This window comes from Cyanobium gracile UHCC 0139 (assembly GCF_034931325.1).
Lineage (GTDB): Bacteria > Cyanobacteriota > Cyanobacteriia > PCC-6307 > Cyanobiaceae > Cyanobium > Cyanobium gracile_B.
The window spans coordinates 550,382-567,531 of sequence record NZ_JAYGHX010000001.1 but is presented as its reverse complement, the minus strand read 5'-3'; the positions used below and the strand labels follow the sequence as shown (position 1 = coordinate 567,531).

21 protein-coding genes are annotated in these 17,150 nt (G+C 67.6%); 4 read left to right on the top strand and 17 right to left on the bottom strand.

All coding sequences use genetic code 11. The annotated features are described in order from the left end of the window. Window positions 1-3: 3 nt before the first annotated feature. The 4 genes from ftsY to VB738_RS02775 are packed head-to-tail and all read right to left on the bottom strand — an operon-like array spanning window position 4 to window position 3,721. The gene (ftsY, locus tag VB738_RS02790; protein WP_323304283.1) at window positions 4-1,650 is read right to left on the bottom strand and encodes a signal recognition particle-docking protein FtsY; all 1,647 of its coding nucleotides are present in this window, start codon (window positions 1,648-1,650) and stop codon (window positions 4-6) included. A gap of 11 nt (window positions 1,651-1,661) precedes the next feature. Further along, the gene (gene nusB / locus VB738_RS02785; RefSeq protein WP_323304282.1) at window positions 1,662-2,288 is read right to left on the bottom strand and encodes a transcription antitermination factor NusB; all 627 of its coding nucleotides are present in this window, start codon (window positions 2,286-2,288) and stop codon (window positions 1,662-1,664) included. Next, complete coding sequence (locus tag VB738_RS02780) at window positions 2,288-3,019, bottom strand: DUF502 domain-containing protein (RefSeq protein WP_254947056.1); 732 nt, start codon at window positions 3,017-3,019, stop codon at window positions 2,288-2,290. Before VB738_RS02780 ends, nusB begins: the two co-directional genes overlap by 1 nt. A gap of 51 nt (window positions 3,020-3,070) precedes the next feature. Further along, a complete protein-coding gene (locus VB738_RS02775; protein WP_323304281.1) occupies window positions 3,071-3,721 on the bottom strand; it encodes an HpsJ family protein in 651 nt (216 codons plus the stop codon). Window positions 3,722-3,760: 39 nt separating this feature from the next. On the opposite strand from VB738_RS02775, the gene queG reads away from it, so the two are divergent. From queG to VB738_RS02760, 3 genes are all read left to right on the top strand, one after another. Beyond that, window positions 3,761-4,732: a tRNA epoxyqueuosine(34) reductase QueG gene (gene queG / locus VB738_RS02770; RefSeq protein ID WP_323304280.1), complete on the top strand. Its 972-nt coding sequence runs from the start codon at window positions 3,761-3,763 to the stop codon at window positions 4,730-4,732. A 24-nt stretch (window positions 4,733-4,756) separates the two neighbouring features. Further along, entirely contained in the window at window positions 4,757-5,671 is a 915-nt protein-coding gene (locus VB738_RS02765) for a tetratricopeptide repeat protein (RefSeq protein WP_323304279.1), read from the top strand. 64 nt (window positions 5,672-5,735) lie between these two features. Then, complete coding sequence (locus tag VB738_RS02760; RefSeq protein WP_323304278.1) at window positions 5,736-8,204, top strand: DNA topoisomerase (ATP-hydrolyzing); 2,469 nt, start codon at window positions 5,736-5,738, stop codon at window positions 8,202-8,204. Here the strand turns inward: VB738_RS02760 and VB738_RS02755 are convergent. The 8 genes from VB738_RS02755 to VB738_RS02720 all read right to left on the bottom strand — a co-directional run bounded on the left by VB738_RS02755 (window position 8,201) and on the right by VB738_RS02720 (window position 13,148). Continuing rightward, window positions 8,201-8,383, bottom strand: coding sequence for a DUF4177 domain-containing protein (locus tag VB738_RS02755; protein WP_094586332.1), 183 nt, complete (start codon window positions 8,381-8,383; stop codon window positions 8,201-8,203). The genes VB738_RS02760 and VB738_RS02755 overlap by 4 nt on opposite strands. Window positions 8,384-8,461: 78 nt before the next feature. Further along, window positions 8,462-8,950: a GNAT family N-acetyltransferase gene (locus tag VB738_RS02750; RefSeq protein ID WP_323304277.1), complete on the bottom strand. Its 489-nt coding sequence runs from the start codon at window positions 8,948-8,950 to the stop codon at window positions 8,462-8,464. Window positions 8,951-8,986: 36 nt separating this feature from the next. After that, window positions 8,987-10,267, bottom strand: a complete 1,281-nt coding sequence (locus VB738_RS02745) for a 4Fe-4S dicluster domain-containing protein (protein WP_323304276.1) — start codon at window positions 10,265-10,267, stop codon at window positions 8,987-8,989. A 5-nt stretch (window positions 10,268-10,272) separates the two neighbouring features. Further along, window positions 10,273-10,911: a TetR/AcrR family transcriptional regulator gene (locus tag VB738_RS02740; RefSeq protein ID WP_323304275.1), complete on the bottom strand. Its 639-nt coding sequence runs from the start codon at window positions 10,909-10,911 to the stop codon at window positions 10,273-10,275. Between the two features lie 116 nt (window positions 10,912-11,027). Then, window positions 11,028-11,243 carry a 4-oxalocrotonate tautomerase family protein gene (locus VB738_RS02735; RefSeq protein WP_323304274.1) on the bottom strand — a complete coding sequence of 72 codons (216 nt, stop codon included), beginning with the start codon at window positions 11,241-11,243 and terminating at the stop codon, window positions 11,028-11,030. A gap of 49 nt (window positions 11,244-11,292) precedes the next feature. Continuing rightward, on the bottom strand, window positions 11,293-11,601 hold the full coding sequence (locus VB738_RS02730; RefSeq protein ID WP_106222216.1) for an NIPSNAP family protein: 309 nt from the start codon (window positions 11,599-11,601) through the stop codon (window positions 11,293-11,295). Between the two features lie 90 nt (window positions 11,602-11,691). After that, complete coding sequence (locus VB738_RS02725; protein WP_323304397.1) at window positions 11,692-12,312, bottom strand: FMN-dependent NADH-azoreductase; 621 nt, start codon at window positions 12,310-12,312, stop codon at window positions 11,692-11,694. A gap of 257 nt (window positions 12,313-12,569) precedes the next feature. Next, a complete protein-coding gene (locus tag VB738_RS02720) occupies window positions 12,570-13,148 on the bottom strand; it encodes an O-methyltransferase (RefSeq protein WP_190612031.1) in 579 nt (192 codons plus the stop codon). Between the two features lie 231 nt (window positions 13,149-13,379). Between VB738_RS02720 and VB738_RS02715 the strand changes: the two genes are divergently transcribed. Further along, complete coding sequence (locus VB738_RS02715) at window positions 13,380-13,919, top strand: DUF3592 domain-containing protein (RefSeq protein ID WP_216915689.1); 540 nt, start codon at window positions 13,380-13,382, stop codon at window positions 13,917-13,919. Between the two features lie 45 nt (window positions 13,920-13,964). On the opposite strand, the gene VB738_RS02710 is transcribed toward VB738_RS02715, so the two are convergent. The 5 genes from VB738_RS02710 to VB738_RS02690 all read right to left on the bottom strand — a co-directional run bounded on the left by VB738_RS02710 (window position 13,965) and on the right by VB738_RS02690 (window position 17,115). Beyond that, window positions 13,965-14,270, bottom strand: coding sequence for a hypothetical protein (locus tag VB738_RS02710; RefSeq protein WP_094586318.1), 306 nt, complete (start codon window positions 14,268-14,270; stop codon window positions 13,965-13,967). Further along, entirely contained in the window at window positions 14,270-15,331 is a 1,062-nt protein-coding gene (locus VB738_RS02705) for a dihydrofolate reductase family protein (protein WP_198960140.1), read from the bottom strand. The genes VB738_RS02710 and VB738_RS02705 overlap by 1 nt, the downstream gene beginning before the upstream one ends. 107 nt (window positions 15,332-15,438) lie before the next feature. Further along, entirely contained in the window at window positions 15,439-16,029 is a 591-nt protein-coding gene (locus VB738_RS02700) for a GrpB family protein (RefSeq protein WP_094586316.1), read from the bottom strand. A 39-nt stretch (window positions 16,030-16,068) separates the two neighbouring features. Next, window positions 16,069-16,599 (bottom strand): GNAT family N-acetyltransferase, encoded by a 531-nt coding sequence (locus tag VB738_RS02695; RefSeq protein WP_323304273.1) that lies wholly within the window; start codon window positions 16,597-16,599, stop codon window positions 16,069-16,071. Window positions 16,600-16,614: 15 nt separating this feature from the next. Beyond that, entirely contained in the window at window positions 16,615-17,115 is a 501-nt protein-coding gene (locus tag VB738_RS02690) for a MarR family winged helix-turn-helix transcriptional regulator (protein ID WP_094586312.1), read from the bottom strand. Between the last annotated feature and the right edge of the window lie 35 nt (window positions 17,116-17,150).

Sequence of the window (17,150 nt, the reverse complement as noted above, 5' to 3'; positions counted from 1 at the left end):
GCGTCAGGAGGCGAGCAGGGCCTCGACGAACTCGAAGCTGTTGAAGGGCCGCAGGTCGCGGATGCCCTCGCCGGCGCCGATGAAGCGGATCGGCAGGCCCGCCTCGGAGGCCACCGCCAGGGCGACGCCGCCGCGGGCGCTGCCGTCCAGCTTGGTGAGCACCACACCGGTGAGACCGGCGGCACTGGCGAAGGCCATGGCCTGGCGCAGGCCGTTCTGGCCCTGGCTGGCATCGAGCACCAGCAGCGATTCCACCGCCGCCTCCGGGGCCAGCTTGGTGATGGTGCGCCGCACCTTGCCCAGTTCCTCCATCAGGTTGTGCTTGGTCTGCAGCCGGCCGGCCGTGTCCACCAGCACCAGTTCGGTGCCCTTGGAGCGGGCGGCGCCGATGGCGTCGAAGACGACGGCCGCCGGGTCGGCGTTGGCGCTGGGGTTGGCCACCACGGCCACACCGCTGCGCTCCCCCCAGACGCTCACCTGCTGCACCGCCGCGGCCCGGAAGGTGTCGGCGGCGGCGATCAGGCAGCTGTAGCCGCTGCGCACCGCCAGGTTGGCCAGCTTGCCGAGGGTGGTGGTCTTGCCGACCCCGTTGACGCCGACCAGCAGCCAGACGTTGAGCCGGTCGCGCTGGGGGGCCAGCAGGGCGGTGCCGCCGGCGCGGATCGGCTCCTCCAGCAGGCCGCGCAGCTGCTCCTTGAGGAAGCGGAGCCCTTCGGCCGGGTCGACCACCTCCTCGTTGAGGCGGCGGCGCAGGGCTTCCAGCACCTGGTCGGTGGCCTTCACGCCCACGTCGGCGCGCAGCAGGGTGGACTCAAGGTCGTCGAGAACGGCCGGGGTGAGGGGGTCGTCGCCGAGGTTCTCGAGCAGCTGGGTAACGAAACCCTTGCGGGTCTTCTCGAGGCCGCGCCGCAGCCGGCCCAGCCAGTCGATCTCCTCCAGGGAAACCTCCTCGACGCTGCGCCCCTGGGCCGCCAGCACCTCCGCCGACCAGGTGAAGGTGTCATCGAAGGCGCCGAGGCTGGGGTCGGCGGCATCGGCCTCTGGGGCCGTGGGGGTGGCCGCAGGGGTGGCCGGTGTGGCGGCGGCCGGCGGCGCGACCGGGGCGGGCTCGGCGGGGGCGGTGATCTCCTGGAGGCGCTGCTGGCGCTGGGCGGCGGCCTGCTCCAGCAGGGAAAGGCCGCTCGCCACGGGCGGGGCGGCGGGTTCGGGGGCCGGCTCGTGTTCGGGTGCGGTGGCCGCTGTCGGCTCGGGATCGGCTTCGGGAGCGGGTGGTGCCTCGGCGACCGGGGCCGGTGGTGCTTCGGCGGCCGGGGCCGGTGCGGGGGAAGGGGCCGGCGCCGTGGCCTGGCTGGCCGCCTCCTGCTGGGCCTTCAGCCGGGCGTAGGCCTGGCGGGCCCAGGCCAGGGCGTCCTCGTCGACCCCGGGGCCGGCAGGGGTGGCGGGGGCAGGAGGGGGCGCAGCAGCAGCGACAGCCGGCGCAGCCTCGGACGGGGGAACGGCTACCGGGGCCGCGGCTTCAGGTTCGGCCGGAACCGTGGCGGCTTCTGGCTCGGCGGGGGGCTCCGGCTCCGGTGGGGGCGCAGGTGTCGGTGCGGCGGCGGGCGCCGGGGCGGGCTGGGCCAGGGCCCGTTTGAACCAATCGAAGACCATCGCGTTCCTGATCAGACCCGGGCGGCGGTGAAGCGCCGCAGCACACCGTTGATCATGCGTCGCCCCTGCTCGTCGCTGTAGCGGTTGGCCAGCTCCACCGCCTCACTGCAGGCCACGGCGGCGGGGGTGCCGAAATCCTCCAGATCCACCACCGCCAGCCGCAGGATGTCCCGGTCGACCCGGGGCAGGCGGGTGAGGCGCCAGCCCTCCATCACCGCATCGATGCGGCCGTCGAGGGCTTCGCGGTCGCGCAGCACGGCCCGGATGCGGCCGATGGCGTCGCGCTGCACCGCCTCCTGGTCGGCCAGCAGCAGCAGGCGCGGCAGTTCCAGACTGGCCGAGAGCCGGTTGAGGGCGTGCTCGGCGTGGGTGAGGCCCTCCTGCAGATGGCGCCGCACCGTGGGCAGCTGCTTCTCCCCCTGGTCCTGCAGCTCGCTGTCGAGCAGCCGCTGCTGGGCCTGCTGGAGATCCTCGGCGGAGCGGTCGAGGGCTTCGCGCACGTGCTGGCTGAGGCTGGTGACGGCCTGCTGCAGCAGCAGATCGAAGGAGCCGGAGGGGGCCTCGGCGCCGCTGCCGCGGTCGCTGACCTGAGCCAGCATCAGCAGGGCCAGTTCACGGGCAAGGGTGCGACTCTGCATCAGGAGGGTTGGGGGGCGCGCAGCTGGGCCAGGAGGCTGGCGAAGCTGCGGTTGGAGGTGGGTTCCCGCTCGTCGGGGCTGACGATGCCGGCGGAGATGATCGTGCGGAAGGCATCCTCGACACTCAGGTCGATGTCCTTCACCAGGCGCTCGGGCACCACCGCATACCAGCCGGTGGTGGGGTTGGGGGCGGTGGGAATGAAGACGCTGAGCATGGTCTCGCCGAAATCGGCCTGGATGGCCGTGCCCAGCACCCCGGTGACGAAGCCGACGGCATAGAGCCCCTCGCGGGGATATTCGACCAGCACCACCCGCCGAAAGCGGGCGGAATTGCCCTGGAGGAAGGTTTCCAGCAGCTGCTTGAGGGTCTTGTAGACGGAGCCCGCCAGGGGGATCCGCAGCAGGGTGCCCTCACCGAACTCCAGCAGCCAGCGGCCGACGATGTTGCGGGCCATCAGACCGATCAACAGGATGCCCAGCAGCGGCACCAGCAGTCCCACCCCCAGGTTGATCAGGTCCTGGAGCAGGGGGTTGAGGGTGTTGAACGGGTTGAACTGCTTGGGGATCGACGTCAGGAAGGCCAGAACGAAGCGGCTCACCGTGGTGGCGAGCCAGATCGTGGTGGCCAGCGGAATGACCACCAGCAGACCGGCGATCAGATCGTTCTTGAGATCCTGCTGCAGCCGGTTGCCCAGGGGCTGATCGGAACTGGGACTACTGGATGGGACCAATGGATGGGGTCCGGAGGGGCGAAACCCTAACGGTAACGATCCACGGGGGTCTTACAGGACACTGCCGAGGCAAAGGATCGTGAAGGCGATGATCAGCACCACCGCGCCGAGGGATCCGCCGTAGCGGCGCTGGCTGAGGGTGACCTTGCTGGTCTGCTCGGTCTGCTTGAACTGGGTCTCGAGCTGGTCGAGCTGGCGATCGACGAAGGCCCGGGCCGACTGGGTCTTCTGCTCATCGGTGGCGCCCGGGGGCACCTGGCCGGTGGCTTCGGCCTGCTTGATCAGCTGCTGGAGCAGGGCGGGATCCTTGCTCTGCTGACGGGCCATCTCCAGCTGGCCGCGCTTGGCGGCGAGCTGCTGGTCGGCCTGCTGCTGCATCTGCTGGTCACCGCCGAAGGTGATCGGCAGCGAGGCGGTCAGCAGCACGGCCAGCAGACCGCTGATGATGCAGACGGTCCAGAGGACGGGGGTGCGCTCCTCCGACGGGTCTTCCAGGCGGGAGGAGAGGTACATGAGCAGCAGCCCGATCAGACCCATCGGGGCCTGGCCGATCAGTCGCTCCACCACGAGCTGGCGGAAGGCCTCCTCCTGCCAGTCCCAGAGGGTGAGCACGGCGACCAGCTGCAGGACGAGCAGCACCACCAGGGTGAGGCCCATCCAGCGCAGCAGGGGACTGAAGCGGGAGGAGGAACTGGCTGCCACACAAGGGAGGTCGGATTCGTGGGACTCTACCGGCAGCCCTTGAGCACGCCGTCTTCCCTTAGCGCACTGGCGGCGGCACTGCGGGCCAGGGCCGAAGGGCTCGGCTTCGCACCGGTGGGCCTGGCGGCGGTGCCGGGAAGCGCGCGGCTGCCGCTGCGCACGGCCGCCCTGGAGCGGTGGCTGGAGGCAGGGCACCAGGCGGGGATGGGCTGGATGGAGGATCCCCGCCGCCACCGGATCGAGGCCCTGCTGCCGGAGGTGCGCAGCGTGCTGGCGGTGGGCTGGAACTACCACGTGGCCCGGGAACGGGCGCCGGGCAGCCTGCGGGTGGCCCGCTACGGCTGGGGTCGCGATTACCACCGGGTGATCGACGGCCGCCTGCGGCAGCTGGGGCGCTGGCTCGAGGAGGTGGCACCGGGCACCACCTGGCGCGCCTGCGTCGACAGCGCCCCCCTGCTCGACAAGGCCTGGGCGGAGGAGGCGGGCCTGGGCTGGATCGGCAAGAACGGCAACCTGATCCATCGCCAGCGGGGCTCCTGGATGCTGCTGGGCCACCTGCTCACCAGCCTCGATCTGCCCCCCGACCGCCCGGCCGAGCCCCTGTGCGGCGCCTGCACGGCCTGCATCGACGCCTGCCCCACCGGCGCCCTCGACGAGCCGTTCGTGGTGGATGCCCGCCGCTGCATCGCGTACCACACGATCGAGAACCGCGACGCGGCGTTGCCGGCGGCGATCGCCGGGCGGCTGCAGGGCTGGGTGGCCGGCTGCGACATCTGCCAGGAGGTCTGCCCCTGGAACCGGCGGCCCCTGCCCGTCGCCACCGACAACGACGTGCAGCCCCGCCCATGGCTGCTGGATCTGGGCGGCGCGGAGGCCCTGGGCTGGAGCGACGGCGACTGGGACGAACGGCTGCGGGCCTCGGCCCTGCGGCGGATCCGGCCGGCCATGTGGCGGCGCAATATCCGGGCGGCGCTGGCGGGCGGCTGGGGACAACGGGGGACGGCTCCCTAGGCTGGGGCGATTCGGGGTGATTCCGTGGGCCGGCGGTTCTGGCGACTGTTTTCCTCCCTGTGCCTGGCCATGCCGCTGACGGCCACCCCCCTGGTGGGCTACGCCCTGCCGGCGCGGGCGCTGGTGCCGTTCGTGTACCTGCCGCAGGAGAAGGAACTGGAGGGGGCGGGACTGGGCATCGCCCAGGCGGCGGCGCGGCTGCTGCGCCTCGGCCAGGCGGAGGATGCGGCCCGGCTGGCGGAACTGACGGTGCGGCTGCTGCCGCAGGACCCCCGCGGCTGGGTGCTGCTGGCGGAGGCGGAGCTGCGCAGCAACCAGATGGAGAAGGCCAAGGTGGCCCTGGCCCGGGCCAAGGAGCTGGATCCGAACAACGCCGGCATCTGGTTCGCCGAGGGCTCCCTGGCGCTGCGGGACGGCAAGCCCCAGGACGCCATCGGCCTGCTGCGGCGGGGGCTGGAGCTGGACAGCAAGAATGCCGGCGCCTACTTCGATCTGGGCAATGCCCAGATCCTGCTGGGCAACACCCAGGAGGCCCTGGGGTCGTTCGAGCGGGCGTCGGGGCTGCGCAAGGACTTCTGGGAGGCGATCAACAACCAGGGGCTGGTGCTCTACGAGAGCGGCCGCGTCAACGACGCCATCGGCCGCTGGCAGCGGGTGCTGAAGATCAAGCCGGACATCGCCGAGACCTCCCTGGCCCTGGCGGCGGCCCTGTTCGAGCGGGGACCGGCGGAGCGGGCCCAGGCCCTGAAGCTGGCCGAGACGGCCCTGGCGGAGGAGCCCAATTACGTCAAGGAGAAGTTCCAGAAGGAGCAGCTGTGGGGGCCGAAGCTGCGGGCGGTGACCGCCCAGCTGCTGGCCCTGCCGGAGCTGAAGGCGGCGGTGGAGCGGGCCCTGGCCAATGCCACCGACGCTGACGGCGGCAACGGCGACGAGTCCTGAGCCCGGGGGGCCCCGGGCGCCATCTGTAGGCTGAGCGCCCTGAGCCGCTGAGCCAAAGGACCGGATGCCGGACGAGCGCGTCCAACCGATCGCCCTGCATCAGGAGATGCAGCGCTCCTACCTCGAGTACGCGATGAGCGTGATCGTGGGGCGGGCCCTGCCGGACGTGCGCGACGGGCTCAAGCCGGTGCAGCGGCGCATCCTCTATGCGATGCACGAGCTGGGGCTGACCCCGGACCGGCCTTACCGCAAGTGCGCCCGCGTGGTGGGCGACGTGCTGGGCAAGTACCACCCCCACGGCGACCAGGCCGTCTACGACGCCCTGGTGCGGCTGGTGCAGACCTTCGCCAGCCGCCACCCGCTGCTGGACGGCCACGGCAACTTCGGCTCGGTGGACGACGACCCGCCGGCCGCGATGCGGTACACCGAAACCCGGCTAGCGCCGATCGCCAACGAGGCGATGCTCGATGAGATCGGCAGCGACACGGTCGATTTCGCCTCCAACTTCGACGGCTCCCAGCAGGAGCCGACGGTGCTGCCGGCCCAGCTGCCCTTCCTGCTGCTCAACGGCTGCACCGGCATCGCCGTGGGCATGGCCACCAGCATTCCGCCCCACAACCTGGGCGAGGTGGTGGATGCCCTGATCGCCCTGATCCGCAAGCCCGACCTGGCGGAGGAGAAGCTGCTGGCGATGGTGCCGGGCCCGGATTTCCCCACCGGCGGCGAGGTGCTGCTGGGCAGCGGCGTGCGCGACACCTATGCCACCGGCCGGGGCAGCATCCCGATGCGGGGCGTGGCCCACATCGAGGAGGTGCAGCCCGGCAAGGGCCGCCACCGCCGCGGCGCCGTGGTGGTGACGGAACTGCCCTACCAGCTCAGCAAGGCGGGCTGGATCGAGAAGCTGGCCGAGCAGGTCAATGACGGCAAGATCGGCGGCATCGCCGACATCCGCGACGAGAGCGACCGCGAGGGGATGCGGGTGGTGATCGAGCTGCGGCGCGACGCCGAACCCCAGAAGGTGCTGGAGGAACTGCAGCGGCGCACGGCCCTGCAGAGCAATTTCGGCGCCATCCTGCTGACGCTGGTGAACGGCCAGCCCCAGCAGCTGAACCTGCGCCAGATGCTGCAGCAGTTCCTGGAGTACCGGGAACTGACGATCCTGCGGCGCACCACCCATGCGTTGAAGCGCTGCGAAGACCGTCTCGAGGTGGTGCAGGGGCTGATCAAGGCCCTCGACGACCTCAAGCGCGTGATCGAAATGATCAGCGAGGCCAGGGATGCCGCCACGGCCCGGGCCAGCCTGCAGGTGCACCTGGATCTGAGCGAGCGTCAGGCCGATGCGGTGCTGGCGATGCCGCTGCGACGGCTCACGGGGCTGGAGCAGGAGGGGCTGCGCAAGGAGGCGGCCGATCTGGCAGAAGAGCGCACCCGGCTGCGGCACCTGATCGACGACCGCAGCACCCTGCTCGACACGATGGTGAGCGAGCTGAAGGGGCTGAAGAAGCGTTACGCCACCCCGCGCCGCACCCGGCTGGTGGAGGGGGGCGACGCCCTGGTGGCCCAGCGGGCGGCGGCGGTGCGGCCCAACACCGAGCTGCAGCGCCAGCAGGCCTTCGAGGCCCTGGCCGGCGATGGCCGGCTGCTGATCCAGACCGACGGGGCGGTGCGGATCGTCACGCCCCAGATGCTGGGCCGGCTGCACCTGGATCAGGCGGCCGAGCTGGGGGAGCTGCCGCCGCCGGCGCGGCTGATCCTGCCGGTGGCCGAGCAGCCGGCGTTGCTGGCCTTCAGCGCCGGCGGCAAGGTGGCCCTGCTGCGCTGGGAATTCGCCGGCCAGAACCCTGGGAAGCTGGAACGCTTCCTCCCCGACAGCCTGCAGGGGGAGACGGTGGTGCAGGTGCTGCCGCTGCCGCAGCCGCCGTCGGGAAGCATCGGGCTGCTGAGCACCGATGGGCGCTTCAAGCGGCTGCCGATCGAGGATTTCCTGGAGCTCTCGGGCCGGCCCGCCACGGTGCTGAAGCTGAAGGAGGGGGTGGCGCTGCAGCGGGTGGTGCCCTGCCGGGAGGGGGAGGATCTGGTGGTGGCCACCAGCACCGGACGGATGCTGCGGCTGGCGATCAACGACACCAACCTGCCGGTGCTGGGCCGCACGGCCCAGGGGCCGATGCTGCTGCGGCTGCTGCCCGGCGAACGGGTGGTGGGGGCGGCGCGGGCGGCGGCGGGCGGCAACGTGCTGCTGGCCAGCCGTCGCGGCCAGGTGAAGCGCCTGCATCTCGACAGCCTGCGGCCCTGCCAGCGGGGCGCCATGGGCCAGATCGGCCTGCGCTTCCTGGAGCGCGACGACGCCCTGGTGGACCTGCAGGCGGGTGAGGCCGGCGTGATCGGCGTGACCCTGGAGGGCGGCGAGGGCCGCAGCCTGCGGCTGGGCGCCGACCAGCTGCCAGCGGAGGACTGCGGCGGTTCCGGCGTGGCGCTGGAGCTGAAGGCCGGCGATGCGGTGCGGGAACTGGTGCCACTGCTCGGGGGGCCCTAGGCCGGCCGCCGGAAGATCAGCACGTGCTCGCTGGCCATGGCGGCGGGGTTCTCCACGAAAATCTGAACCAGATCCCAGCCACGGGCGGCCTGGTCATGGATGGCCTGTTCGTACGGGGACGGATCGATCTGGCCGGCGGTGTAGGCCACCGGGACCCTCAGGAAGGTGTAGGTGTTCATGGAGAAGCCAGCCGAGCGAGCTGTTCGGCCATGGTGGCGGTGCGGCCGTCAGCGCTGATGTCTGCAGCGATGCCGCTTTCACCCCTCCAGTTCGATCCGCATCTCCACCATGGTGGGGCGCAGTCCGGCGCCCTCGAACAGGCGCCGGGCGGCGGCATTCTGTGACGATGCACTGAGCATCAGGCTGCCGGAGCCCAGGGCGATGGCGGCCTCCTTGGCCGCCTCGAGCAGCCGGCGACCGATCCCGCCGCTCCTGGCCTCGGGATCCACGTAGATGTCGTGCAGCCAGGCTCCGGCACCGCGCAGCTCCACCAGGCTCATCGGCTCCATCCGCACGAAGGCGTAGCCCACCGGTTGGGTACCGGCCTCGGCGATCAGCAGTACCACCTCCGGACGCTGAAGCTCCGCCTGGAAGAACGCCGCATAGGCGCCCTCGCCACCCGGCGGAACGGCGAAACGGTCGGCATCAAAGCCGACATGCAGCCGTGCGAGGGCGACGCCATAGCGGGCCAGCACCGGCACGTCCATGGCCGTCGCCCGGCGCACCGTCAGGAGCGGTTCGTGCACACCACCTCACCACAACACCGGCCAACGTGGCACACGTCAGGTCCGGGCGGCTCCCCCGGGCCCCTGCCGACGTTCGAGCAGGGTGCGCATCAGCTCCTGGCCCTTGCCGGGTGTGCTCCAGGGGCAGACCTCGATGCAGATGCCGCAGCCGCGGGTTTCGGCGAAGTAGGGAACGCACTTGTCGAAATTCACATACCAGCGCCGCTGGCCACGCACCAGCTGCTTCTCCGGGAACAGCGCGTGCGGGGGGCAGTTGGTTTCACAGATGCGGCAGTGGGCGCAGAGGTCGTCCACACCGATGTCCCTCGGCTGATCGACGGCCAGGGGCAGATCCGTGAGCACGGTGGCCAGACGGACATTCGAGCCGAATTCGGGCGTGATCATCGAGCCGTGCTTGCCCAGCTGGCCAAGGCCGGCCGCGATGGCGATGGGCACATGCAGCACCTCCGTGCTGGAACCCGGCGCCAGATTGGTGGACGCCTGGGCCGGATAGCCCAGGGCACGGATGGCGTGGGCCAACCGGATCGCCACCCGGTTCACGTCCAGGTAGGTCCGCATGATCTGTTGATTGGAGCGCTCACTGGGGGTGTGCAGCATCTCCTCCCGATCCATCGGCACGGCGACCGCAATGGCGTAGGCGAAGTCAGGGTTGGAGTCGTGGTAGCAGAACTCCGGACGCAGGCGGGTGATGCCCACCAATCCGGCACCGATCCGGGTGGCCAGGGCCTTGATGTGGGCGGAGGCCTCTTCGGGGGTGCCGAGGGTGGTGACACCGGGCGCCACAGGTCCGACCCGGGCCCGGTCCTGCCAGAACATCCGCACGATCAGCCGATGAATGGCGGTGGGCTCCATCACCTGGAAATACCAGTCGAGCTTTCCCCAGGCCCGCCTGTAGGAATCACCGAAGAACACGTGGTCGGGCCGGCGGGGGCGCTCCTCCCCCAGGCCATTGATGGCGTTCCCGGAGATGGGTGGCTGGCGAAAGGCGAAGGGATAGGCGGCGGCGGGATACTCCACCTTCATGAACCGCGCCCGTTTGCGGACCGGACCGGGATTGGGGGTGATGTCAGCCGGCACAAAGGCCAGATGGTCGAAGCGCTGGCTCTGGGGTGGCCCGGGCATGTCCTCCAGCCAGATCACATCGCCGCGGTGAATCCGGCGCTGCTGCATCCAGCGCAGCAGGGGAAACACGGTGTGGGTGGCGATCGCCACCGCGATGCTGAAAGCCAGGCGACTGGCCCCCAGGATCCAGAGCCGGCGGCGATCGGCGAGGACGTCCCCGGGACCTGTGGGTGGAACGAACTTGTGCATGGCCATGGCGCTCAGGGGTCCGCTCGGGAAGGGGTGGGGTCGTCGCCCTGCGGCGGGGCGGAACCCTGGCCCGCCAGAAAGGTGCCCACGCAGGCCTCGCTCCAGGCCCCGGGGTCGGGGAACGGTTGCGGGGTGAGGCCGAGCAGGGCACGGATGAAGCCGAAGCCCTCCCACAGACCCAGCAGTTGCTCGGCCAGCTCCGCGGCCGGGAGGCTGGAGCGCAGGTCGCCGCGGTCGAGCCCCTGCTGGATCAGCTGGGCCAGGTCGTTCTGGGTGCGCCCGTAGGCGGAGTCGTAGAAGTCGCCGGCCAGTCCCCTGTTGCCGCGCGCCTCCTCGAACATCAGCTGGGCGAACCGGATGATGTCGGGCTGGTTGAGAAAGTCGAGCAGGTTGGTGCCGTACCGCACCAGGGCGGCTCGGAACGCTGCCGCGGTGGCCACGGTGATGGGGACGCCCCGCTCGAACCCATCCACCTCACGCTCGACAACGGCCCGCAGCACGGCCTCCATGCTGGGGAAATGCTTGTAGAGCGTGGCCTTCGAAACCGACGCTGCCTTCGCCAGGGCGTCGGTGGAGACCCTGGCGAAACCCTGCTGAAAGAACAGCTCCCGGGCGGCCGAGAGGAGGCGGTCTCGGGGTGGGGCGGCCATCGACAGGGGGCGTCCGACGCAAGATACGGTACCGTACCGTACTACTCAGACGGAGTTGAGGGGCGCCTCGGGGCAAGCGACCCTCCATGGACGGGGCGTGGCCTTGGGACCAGGTGTCAGGCCTGCTCGGCCCGGCCCTGGCCGGCCTTCCAGTCGTCGGTCAGCACGCCGGCGAATCCCCAGTCTTCTTCGTCGATCTCCTGAATGACGACATGGGTGTGTTCGGGCTTCTTCGCCAGGACCGTGACGAGGGACGCCGTGATCTCCTTCACCAGCTGGGCCTTCTGCGCCCGGGTGGCCCCACGGGTGATCTGCACATTGACGTAGGGCATGGCGTTTCGAAAGTGAAGAGAAATCGGGAAGACAGGGCCGCCGACAGACTCAGTCGCCGAAGACGGGGCGAAAGAAGCTGCGCTCGTAGCTGATGATGCAGCGGGTATCCTCCGCATACTGAAAGGCCGCCTGACACTCCGGATCGTCCAGTGACCTGGCGCGATAGGTCTCGTAGGTGGCCAGACTTGGGAACGAGAACAGGGCCAGGGCGACATTGCTGGCACCCTCCGAGGGGAGGAAGTAGCCGTGATGCTGGCCCCCATACTTCTCGACGAGCGGAATCCAGCTCTTGCCGTAATGCTCGAATTCCTTGAGCTTGTAGGGATCGATGATGTAGCGGAGCGAACAGGTGATCATCAACGCTGCAGAGCACAACAGGGGCCACCCCAGCAAGACTAGGCGCTCAGGCTTGAACCTTCACAGAATCGAGGTGGTGCCTCGCTGGCGCTACCAACTGGACACCAGTTCCCGGAGCCTTGACTGTGCGGTGTTCAACCCCCTTCTCTCGGCATCGTCACCAAGATCCAGCCCGGTGGCCTGGATGAATTGAAAATCCTTCACACCCATGAATCGAAACGCATAGCGCAGCCCAGGCTCCAGGCAATCCCACCCTTCAAAGGGCGAGCCAGGGCCGTACTCGACACCGCGGGTCGTGATGAGAAGCACCTTCTTGCCCTCGGCCAGCCCGCTGAACTGGCCGTTCTCAAGGAGGAACGTGTGGCCCACGCGAACCACCTGATCAATGTAGGCTTTGAAGTTGGATGGCATTCCAAAGTTGTGCATGGGCACGCTGAAGACACAATGATCCGCCGCCAGAAACTCATTGACCAGCTCATCGGAAAAGGCCAGCAGCTCAGCCATGTCACCTGTCAGGGCTTCCGGGGGTGTGAAGTCGGCGGCGATCCACTCTTCGGTGATGTGGGGAACAGGTGTCAGGCGTAAGTCCCGATACGTCACGGCGTCATCAGGATGGCTGTTCAGCCAGGCATCCATGAACTCCCGCGCCAATCTTCGAGACCTGGATCGTTCACTCCGTGGGCTGGAGTCAACATGCAGGATGTTTGCCATCGCGTCAGCCATGTTGTTGGTCAACTGCCAGAGACTAAGCCGGTCACTCGCTGGCGTAAAGCAGCAACCAGAAGGTCACTCGTTACCAAAAGGAAACCAGTCCATCCCCATGACTGAGCCCAAGTGCTGTCCGCTGGAAAGCCTGCTGAAAAACATCTCCGGCCAATGGACGGTCTCTATCCTCTGGATTCTTGAGACCGATGGTGCCCTTCGCTTTGGGGAGCTGGGACGCGAGGCGAATCCATCCATACGAAACCTCAAAGCCGAGTGGCAACGATGATGCCACTCGCCCATGACAGCTTGGTCACGTGGAATCTGGTGTCGGAGACGAGCTGATGGATTAAGTCGTCGACTTTGGAGGCATGGCCATCAGGCCAGTTGGCCTGCGGAAGCATATCGTCAATGATGTAGAGGCCACCCTTGCTGAGCAACTGTAGGGTTTGATCAAGCAACCGATACTTGCCAGACCATGTGTCCGCAAAGATGAAGTCGTACTGGGCATCCCCCTGCGACTGCAGGAACGCATCGCCATCGGCGCAGACGATCTCCAGCCGAGGATCCGAGCCAAGGTGCTTGTCGAGAATCCCCAGGAAGGACGCGTCATTGTCCACAGTCGTCAAAGACGACGTCTGATCCATCCCATCAAGAATCCATGCCGTCGAAAGACCCGTTCCCGAGCCCAGCTCAAGAAAGCGACCGGACGGCTTTGAAGCGGCCAGGGTCCTCAACAGCGAGCAGGTCAATGGGTCTGAAGCCATCGAAAAGCCTGACGCCACCGTGTCATGCCACAGGCCCTCCATGGCCCTGGGTTGGTTCAGCTTCTCCTGGTCGTTCATCGCACGACCTTAATGGATGGCTACCGATGGCGTCATCCAATGTCTTCCCGTGATTGCGTCGGATGGGACTGGGCCTGGATTGCAGCGATACCTTCAAGGTCAACGATGAACACCGCTGATCCAACCATCCTCGACGACCGGGAAAATCGGCTGGTCGCCATCTGCTTCTCAGCAGTCACCTGGACGGAGAGTCAGGCCAGGCGGGGGTGGTTCAGCTAGGCTCCCACCATCATGCGTGTGCTGCAGGCTGCATTCATTGCGGTGGTTCTTGGCTTGATCCTCGCCACCACTCTCGGGGGCGGGGGATTCTTACTGGTGCGCAACGTGCCGATGATCGTCGAGGGATGGCAATCACGGTCCTGGCCTGCGGTGGTGGGGGAAGTGAAGAAATCGGAGGCGGTGGCTAAGCCCATCATCATCGATTCAAGGCGGGGCGCTGTAGGAACCCATGTCGTGCGGCTGCACTACGCGTTTACCGTGTGGGGGCGCACGTACTCAGGCACGCGCCAAAGCCTTGACGACGTGGGAATCATCAAGAGCGCTGAGGTGGCTCAACGCGAGGCTGAGTCCTTACCCGTAGGTCGCCCTGTACCCATCTTCTACGATCCCCGCGACCCCAGCAGGTCGCTGCTGAAACCGGGAGTACCGGTTTCCGGCGTTCTGGGAAGCCTCTTCGGCGCCATGCTGGTGGCCACCGGTATGGCGCTGGTCGCGATCGGACTGCATCTGCACTCGTACCATGCCAGGCGTCGCAGAAAGCGGCAGGCCTGAAGCCAGCTTTTCAAGGGCTTCACCCCCGATTCGCTCAAGTTCCCCTCACCTGGGCCTGGTCCCCGTGACCACCCTTCGACCCACCACCACGGTGACGAAAAGTAGAAAGGCAGCCAGCAGAGCGTTGAGCAGGAAGAAAAAGAAGAACGCGATCGGATTCGTGCTGATCGTGTAGGCACTGCTGGACACGTGATAGCCCCTGGAGACGATGCTGATTTCACCACGCACCAGTGCATGGCAGAGGAGGAAGACAAACCCGCCCGACATCGCCAGGAGTGGTACGAGCAGGACGCCGCCTAGCCAACGGCGCCATCGCTCGATCGGAATACGCGAGTGATCCTCAGGGACCATCACAGCGGCTGTCCTTCGAGGGTCGGCATTGGAGGCGAGGCCTGCTGGCATAGCGCATAGTGACACTGAACGAAACCGAACGGAAAGGCTCTGGATGACAACAGACGCAGATTCGTGTCGGCTGGCAGATCACCAAACAGCTTGATCCCTGAGCCCAGCAGCAGCGGGATGAGCGTGATCGTCAGCTCGGTGATCAGCCCAGCTTTCAGGAAGCCCTGGATGGTGCGTCCGCCATCGATGTAGAGATGGTGGTGGCCCGCTGCAGCGGCCCGTTCCACGACCTCGTGGGGCGTGGCAGAAAGCACCTGGACCGAGTCCGGCACTCCGGCAGGACGGCTTCGCAAGGTGGTGCTGAGCACATAAACCGGCAGGCTGCCATAGGGCCATTCAGGAAAGCTGAGGACCTTGTCGAAGGTGGCCCGTCCCATGACGATCGCATCGACCGTCTGGATGAAGTCGGCGTAGCCGCAATCTTCACCGGCGGGCACGGCGGCGTTGGCGCGCTCCAGCCAATCGATGGAGCCGTCGCTGCGGGCGATACAGCCATCGAGACTGGTGGCGATATAGACGGAGCACCTGGAGGATGCATACGCTTCAGGATGGCAGAATTCCCGCTTCTTCCCCTCAAAGGATTCATACAGGGCCCGGTGCCTGGCGAGTCCGTATTCGTCGGATCGGGTTTCGTAGGAGCCAACCCACTGCAGGAGGTTGTCGAGATTCGCGTCCTGTTCATCGCGGGAGCTGAATTTCTCGGGCTCCCAGGGCCTGGAGCGGCAGTGGGCCAGGCAGGCCTCAACGCCGGGATTCAGAAAGATCAGTTCATCGGCACTGGCCAGGACGGGCTCCAGGATGTCTGCGTAACAGCCTTCGATGATCCAGCTGTCCTGCTCGGAGATCCAACGCCTCACGTCCTCGACACTCTCCTGAAGGGGACGCCGTTCGGTGCCGCCCTGGAACGCGACCTCATCCAGCGATAACCGGGCGGCCGGCTGCCTGGCGATCAGCTTCCTGGCCAGGGTGCTCTTGCCGGCCCCGGCATTGCCAAGAATGATGACCTTCATCGATCAACTGACGCAGGGACCAAAGAGTTAAACAGGCTATCTCATCCGTCGGTAAGCCCAAGAGGCAACCAAAGTCCTGATCGACAGCTCTGAGTTACAACCCAGATCTACTGCCCTCTTTGCAGGAACCAGGCCATCGCCTTCCCCTGATGCTCACGGATGAAATCCGCCTTGAAGCTGTTGTAGTCAAGTGGGTCCTCGAAATCCATTTTCGCAATCCTGAGTTTCAAGCTCTCATACGCAAGTCTCACCTCAGAATGCGCCCGTAGGTAGTCACGGAAGGCGATGTGTCGCCTCCAGTGATCAGTCCCGCGCTCCATCACATGAATGTTCGCGATGGAGTCGTAATCACGGCCGAAGGCCAGCGCATCTGCTGGACCGATGACGCGAGGCAGGGGCCCGGCCGACAGGGCCTGGAGACTGACGAAGAAGCGCCTGTACGGCATGGCGCCCGTGAACGCTTCCACATAGGTGTAGCCGGCGGCCAGCAGGGGATCGATCACCGCATCCAGTGGGGATGGATCCGGCAGGCCGACAAGGATGTCGATGATCGGCTTGGCGCTGATGTCGCCCAGGGAGGTACTGCCGATGTGATCGACGAAAAGCCCCGCTATCGGCAGGGCTTCCAGGAGGCGCTCCCTGTGCCGTTCGAAGGCCTCCGTCCAGGCCGGGTTGGGGGGTTCGAGCCTGATCTTCATGGTCGTGTCGGGCGCTTTCGCTCAGCGGCAAGGTGAGCCCTACTGGGCTGCCACGGCATGGGCGGCCGGCGCCTGAAGATCACGACGCAACAGCCAGACGGGGCTTTCCAGCTTGCCGGCTGTGGCCATCATCTCCCTCTCCACGGTGAATCCCTGCCGCTCCCAGAACCGACGAGCACGGGGATTCTGTTGTTGGACGATGAGTCGCACCGTGGTGGCCCCCTCCTGGGTCATCTGTTGCCGCAGGTGTTCCCAGATGGCCGTTCCGGCTCCCGCACCGCGCCGCTCGGGATGAAGCAGCAGCAGACCGACGTACCACTCCTGCGGCCCAGGGAAACCAGCCAACAGCTCCACCACCCCGACCAGTTCACGGCCAAACTCCACGCCAACGAGGCTTTTCTCTCCGCTGCCCACGTCCGGCGCGAGGGGACCAAGCAGCTCGGCTGCCGTTTCACAGCCACCGGGCTGAGCTTCGATGCACTCGAAGAAGTCGCTGCAGGCGATGCACAGGCTCTCGAGGCGCTGGCGATCGGCCTGCGTGAGGGGCCTGAAGGAGAGTGCTGAAGCCATGGTGCTGCGGAGGCTTCAGTCGCCGCCGTCCAGGGCCAGGAGCTGGCGGCGCAGCAGCCCGGCCAGGAGCTCACGCTCCTCGGAGGTGGTGCAGTGCTCCAGCCGTTCCCGCTCGTTGCCAACGACCACAGGCAGCACCGTCTCCACCAGCTGGGCGCCCCTGGCCGTGAGCCGCACCAGGACGCTGCGCCGGTCGGTCGTTTCACGGTGTCTCTCCACCAGGCCGTCGGCCTCGAGGCGATCGATCCGGTTGGTCATGGCGCCGGAGGACAGCATCAAGGCGCCGTAGAGCTCGGTGGGGGTGAGCTGGTGCGGTGGGGGCTGGCGCCGGAGGGTGGCCAGCACATCGAAGGACCAGAGGCTGAGCCCATGGGGAGCCAGCAGGGCTTCGCGCTGGCGCTCCAGCAGCCGGGCGATGCGCAGGATCCGCCCCACCACGGCCAGGGCGGAGACATCCAGGTCCGGGGAGGCCTGCTGCCATTGGCCCTGGATCAGGTCGATGCGGTCGGAGGCCATGGCCCGAGGATAGCTTGACGTCAAGACAACTCACC

Coding starts and splice junctions, on each gene's coding strand:
- VB738_RS02730 (WP_106222216.1), bottom strand. CDS start 11,601: ATGATCACCTGTTCGCTCCGCTACATCATCGATCCCTACAAGCTCAAG.
- VB738_RS02760 (WP_323304278.1), top strand. CDS start 5,736: ATGCCGGACGAGCGCGTCCAACCGATCGCCCTGCATCAGGAGATGCAG.
- nusB (WP_323304282.1), bottom strand. CDS start 2,288: ATGCAGAGTCGCACCCTTGCCCGTGAACTGGCCCTGCTGATGCTGGCT.
- VB738_RS02705 (WP_198960140.1), bottom strand. CDS start 15,331: ATGAAGGTCATCATTCTTGGCAATGCCGGGGCCGGCAAGAGCACCCTG.
- VB738_RS02710 (WP_094586318.1), bottom strand. CDS start 14,270: ATGGTCCCTGAGGATCACTCGCGTATTCCGATCGAGCGATGGCGCCGT.
- VB738_RS02695 (WP_323304273.1), bottom strand. CDS start 16,599: ATGGCTTCAGCACTCTCCTTCAGGCCCCTCACGCAGGCCGATCGCCAG.
- VB738_RS02715 (WP_216915689.1), top strand. CDS start 13,380: ATGCGTGTGCTGCAGGCTGCATTCATTGCGGTGGTTCTTGGCTTGATC.
- VB738_RS02755 (WP_094586332.1), bottom strand. CDS start 8,383: ATGAACACCTACACCTTCCTGAGGGTCCCGGTGGCCTACACCGCCGGC.
- VB738_RS02700 (WP_094586316.1), bottom strand. CDS start 16,029: ATGAAGATCAGGCTCGAACCCCCCAACCCGGCCTGGACGGAGGCCTTC.
- VB738_RS02745 (WP_323304276.1), bottom strand. CDS start 10,267: ATGGCCATGCACAAGTTCGTTCCACCCACAGGTCCCGGGGACGTCCTC.
- VB738_RS02690 (WP_094586312.1), bottom strand. CDS start 17,115: ATGGCCTCCGACCGCATCGACCTGATCCAGGGCCAATGGCAGCAGGCC.
- VB738_RS02735 (WP_323304274.1), bottom strand. CDS start 11,243: ATGCCCTACGTCAATGTGCAGATCACCCGTGGGGCCACCCGGGCGCAG.
- VB738_RS02725 (WP_323304397.1), bottom strand. CDS start 12,312: ATGGCAAACATCCTGCATGTTGACTCCAGCCCACGGAGTGAACGATCC.
- VB738_RS02740 (WP_323304275.1), bottom strand. CDS start 10,911: ATGGCCGCCCCACCCCGAGACCGCCTCCTCTCGGCCGCCCGGGAGCTG.
- ftsY (WP_323304283.1), bottom strand. CDS start 1,650: ATGGTCTTCGATTGGTTCAAACGGGCCCTGGCCCAGCCCGCCCCGGCG.
- VB738_RS02720 (WP_190612031.1), bottom strand. CDS start 13,148: ATGAACGACCAGGAGAAGCTGAACCAACCCAGGGCCATGGAGGGCCTG.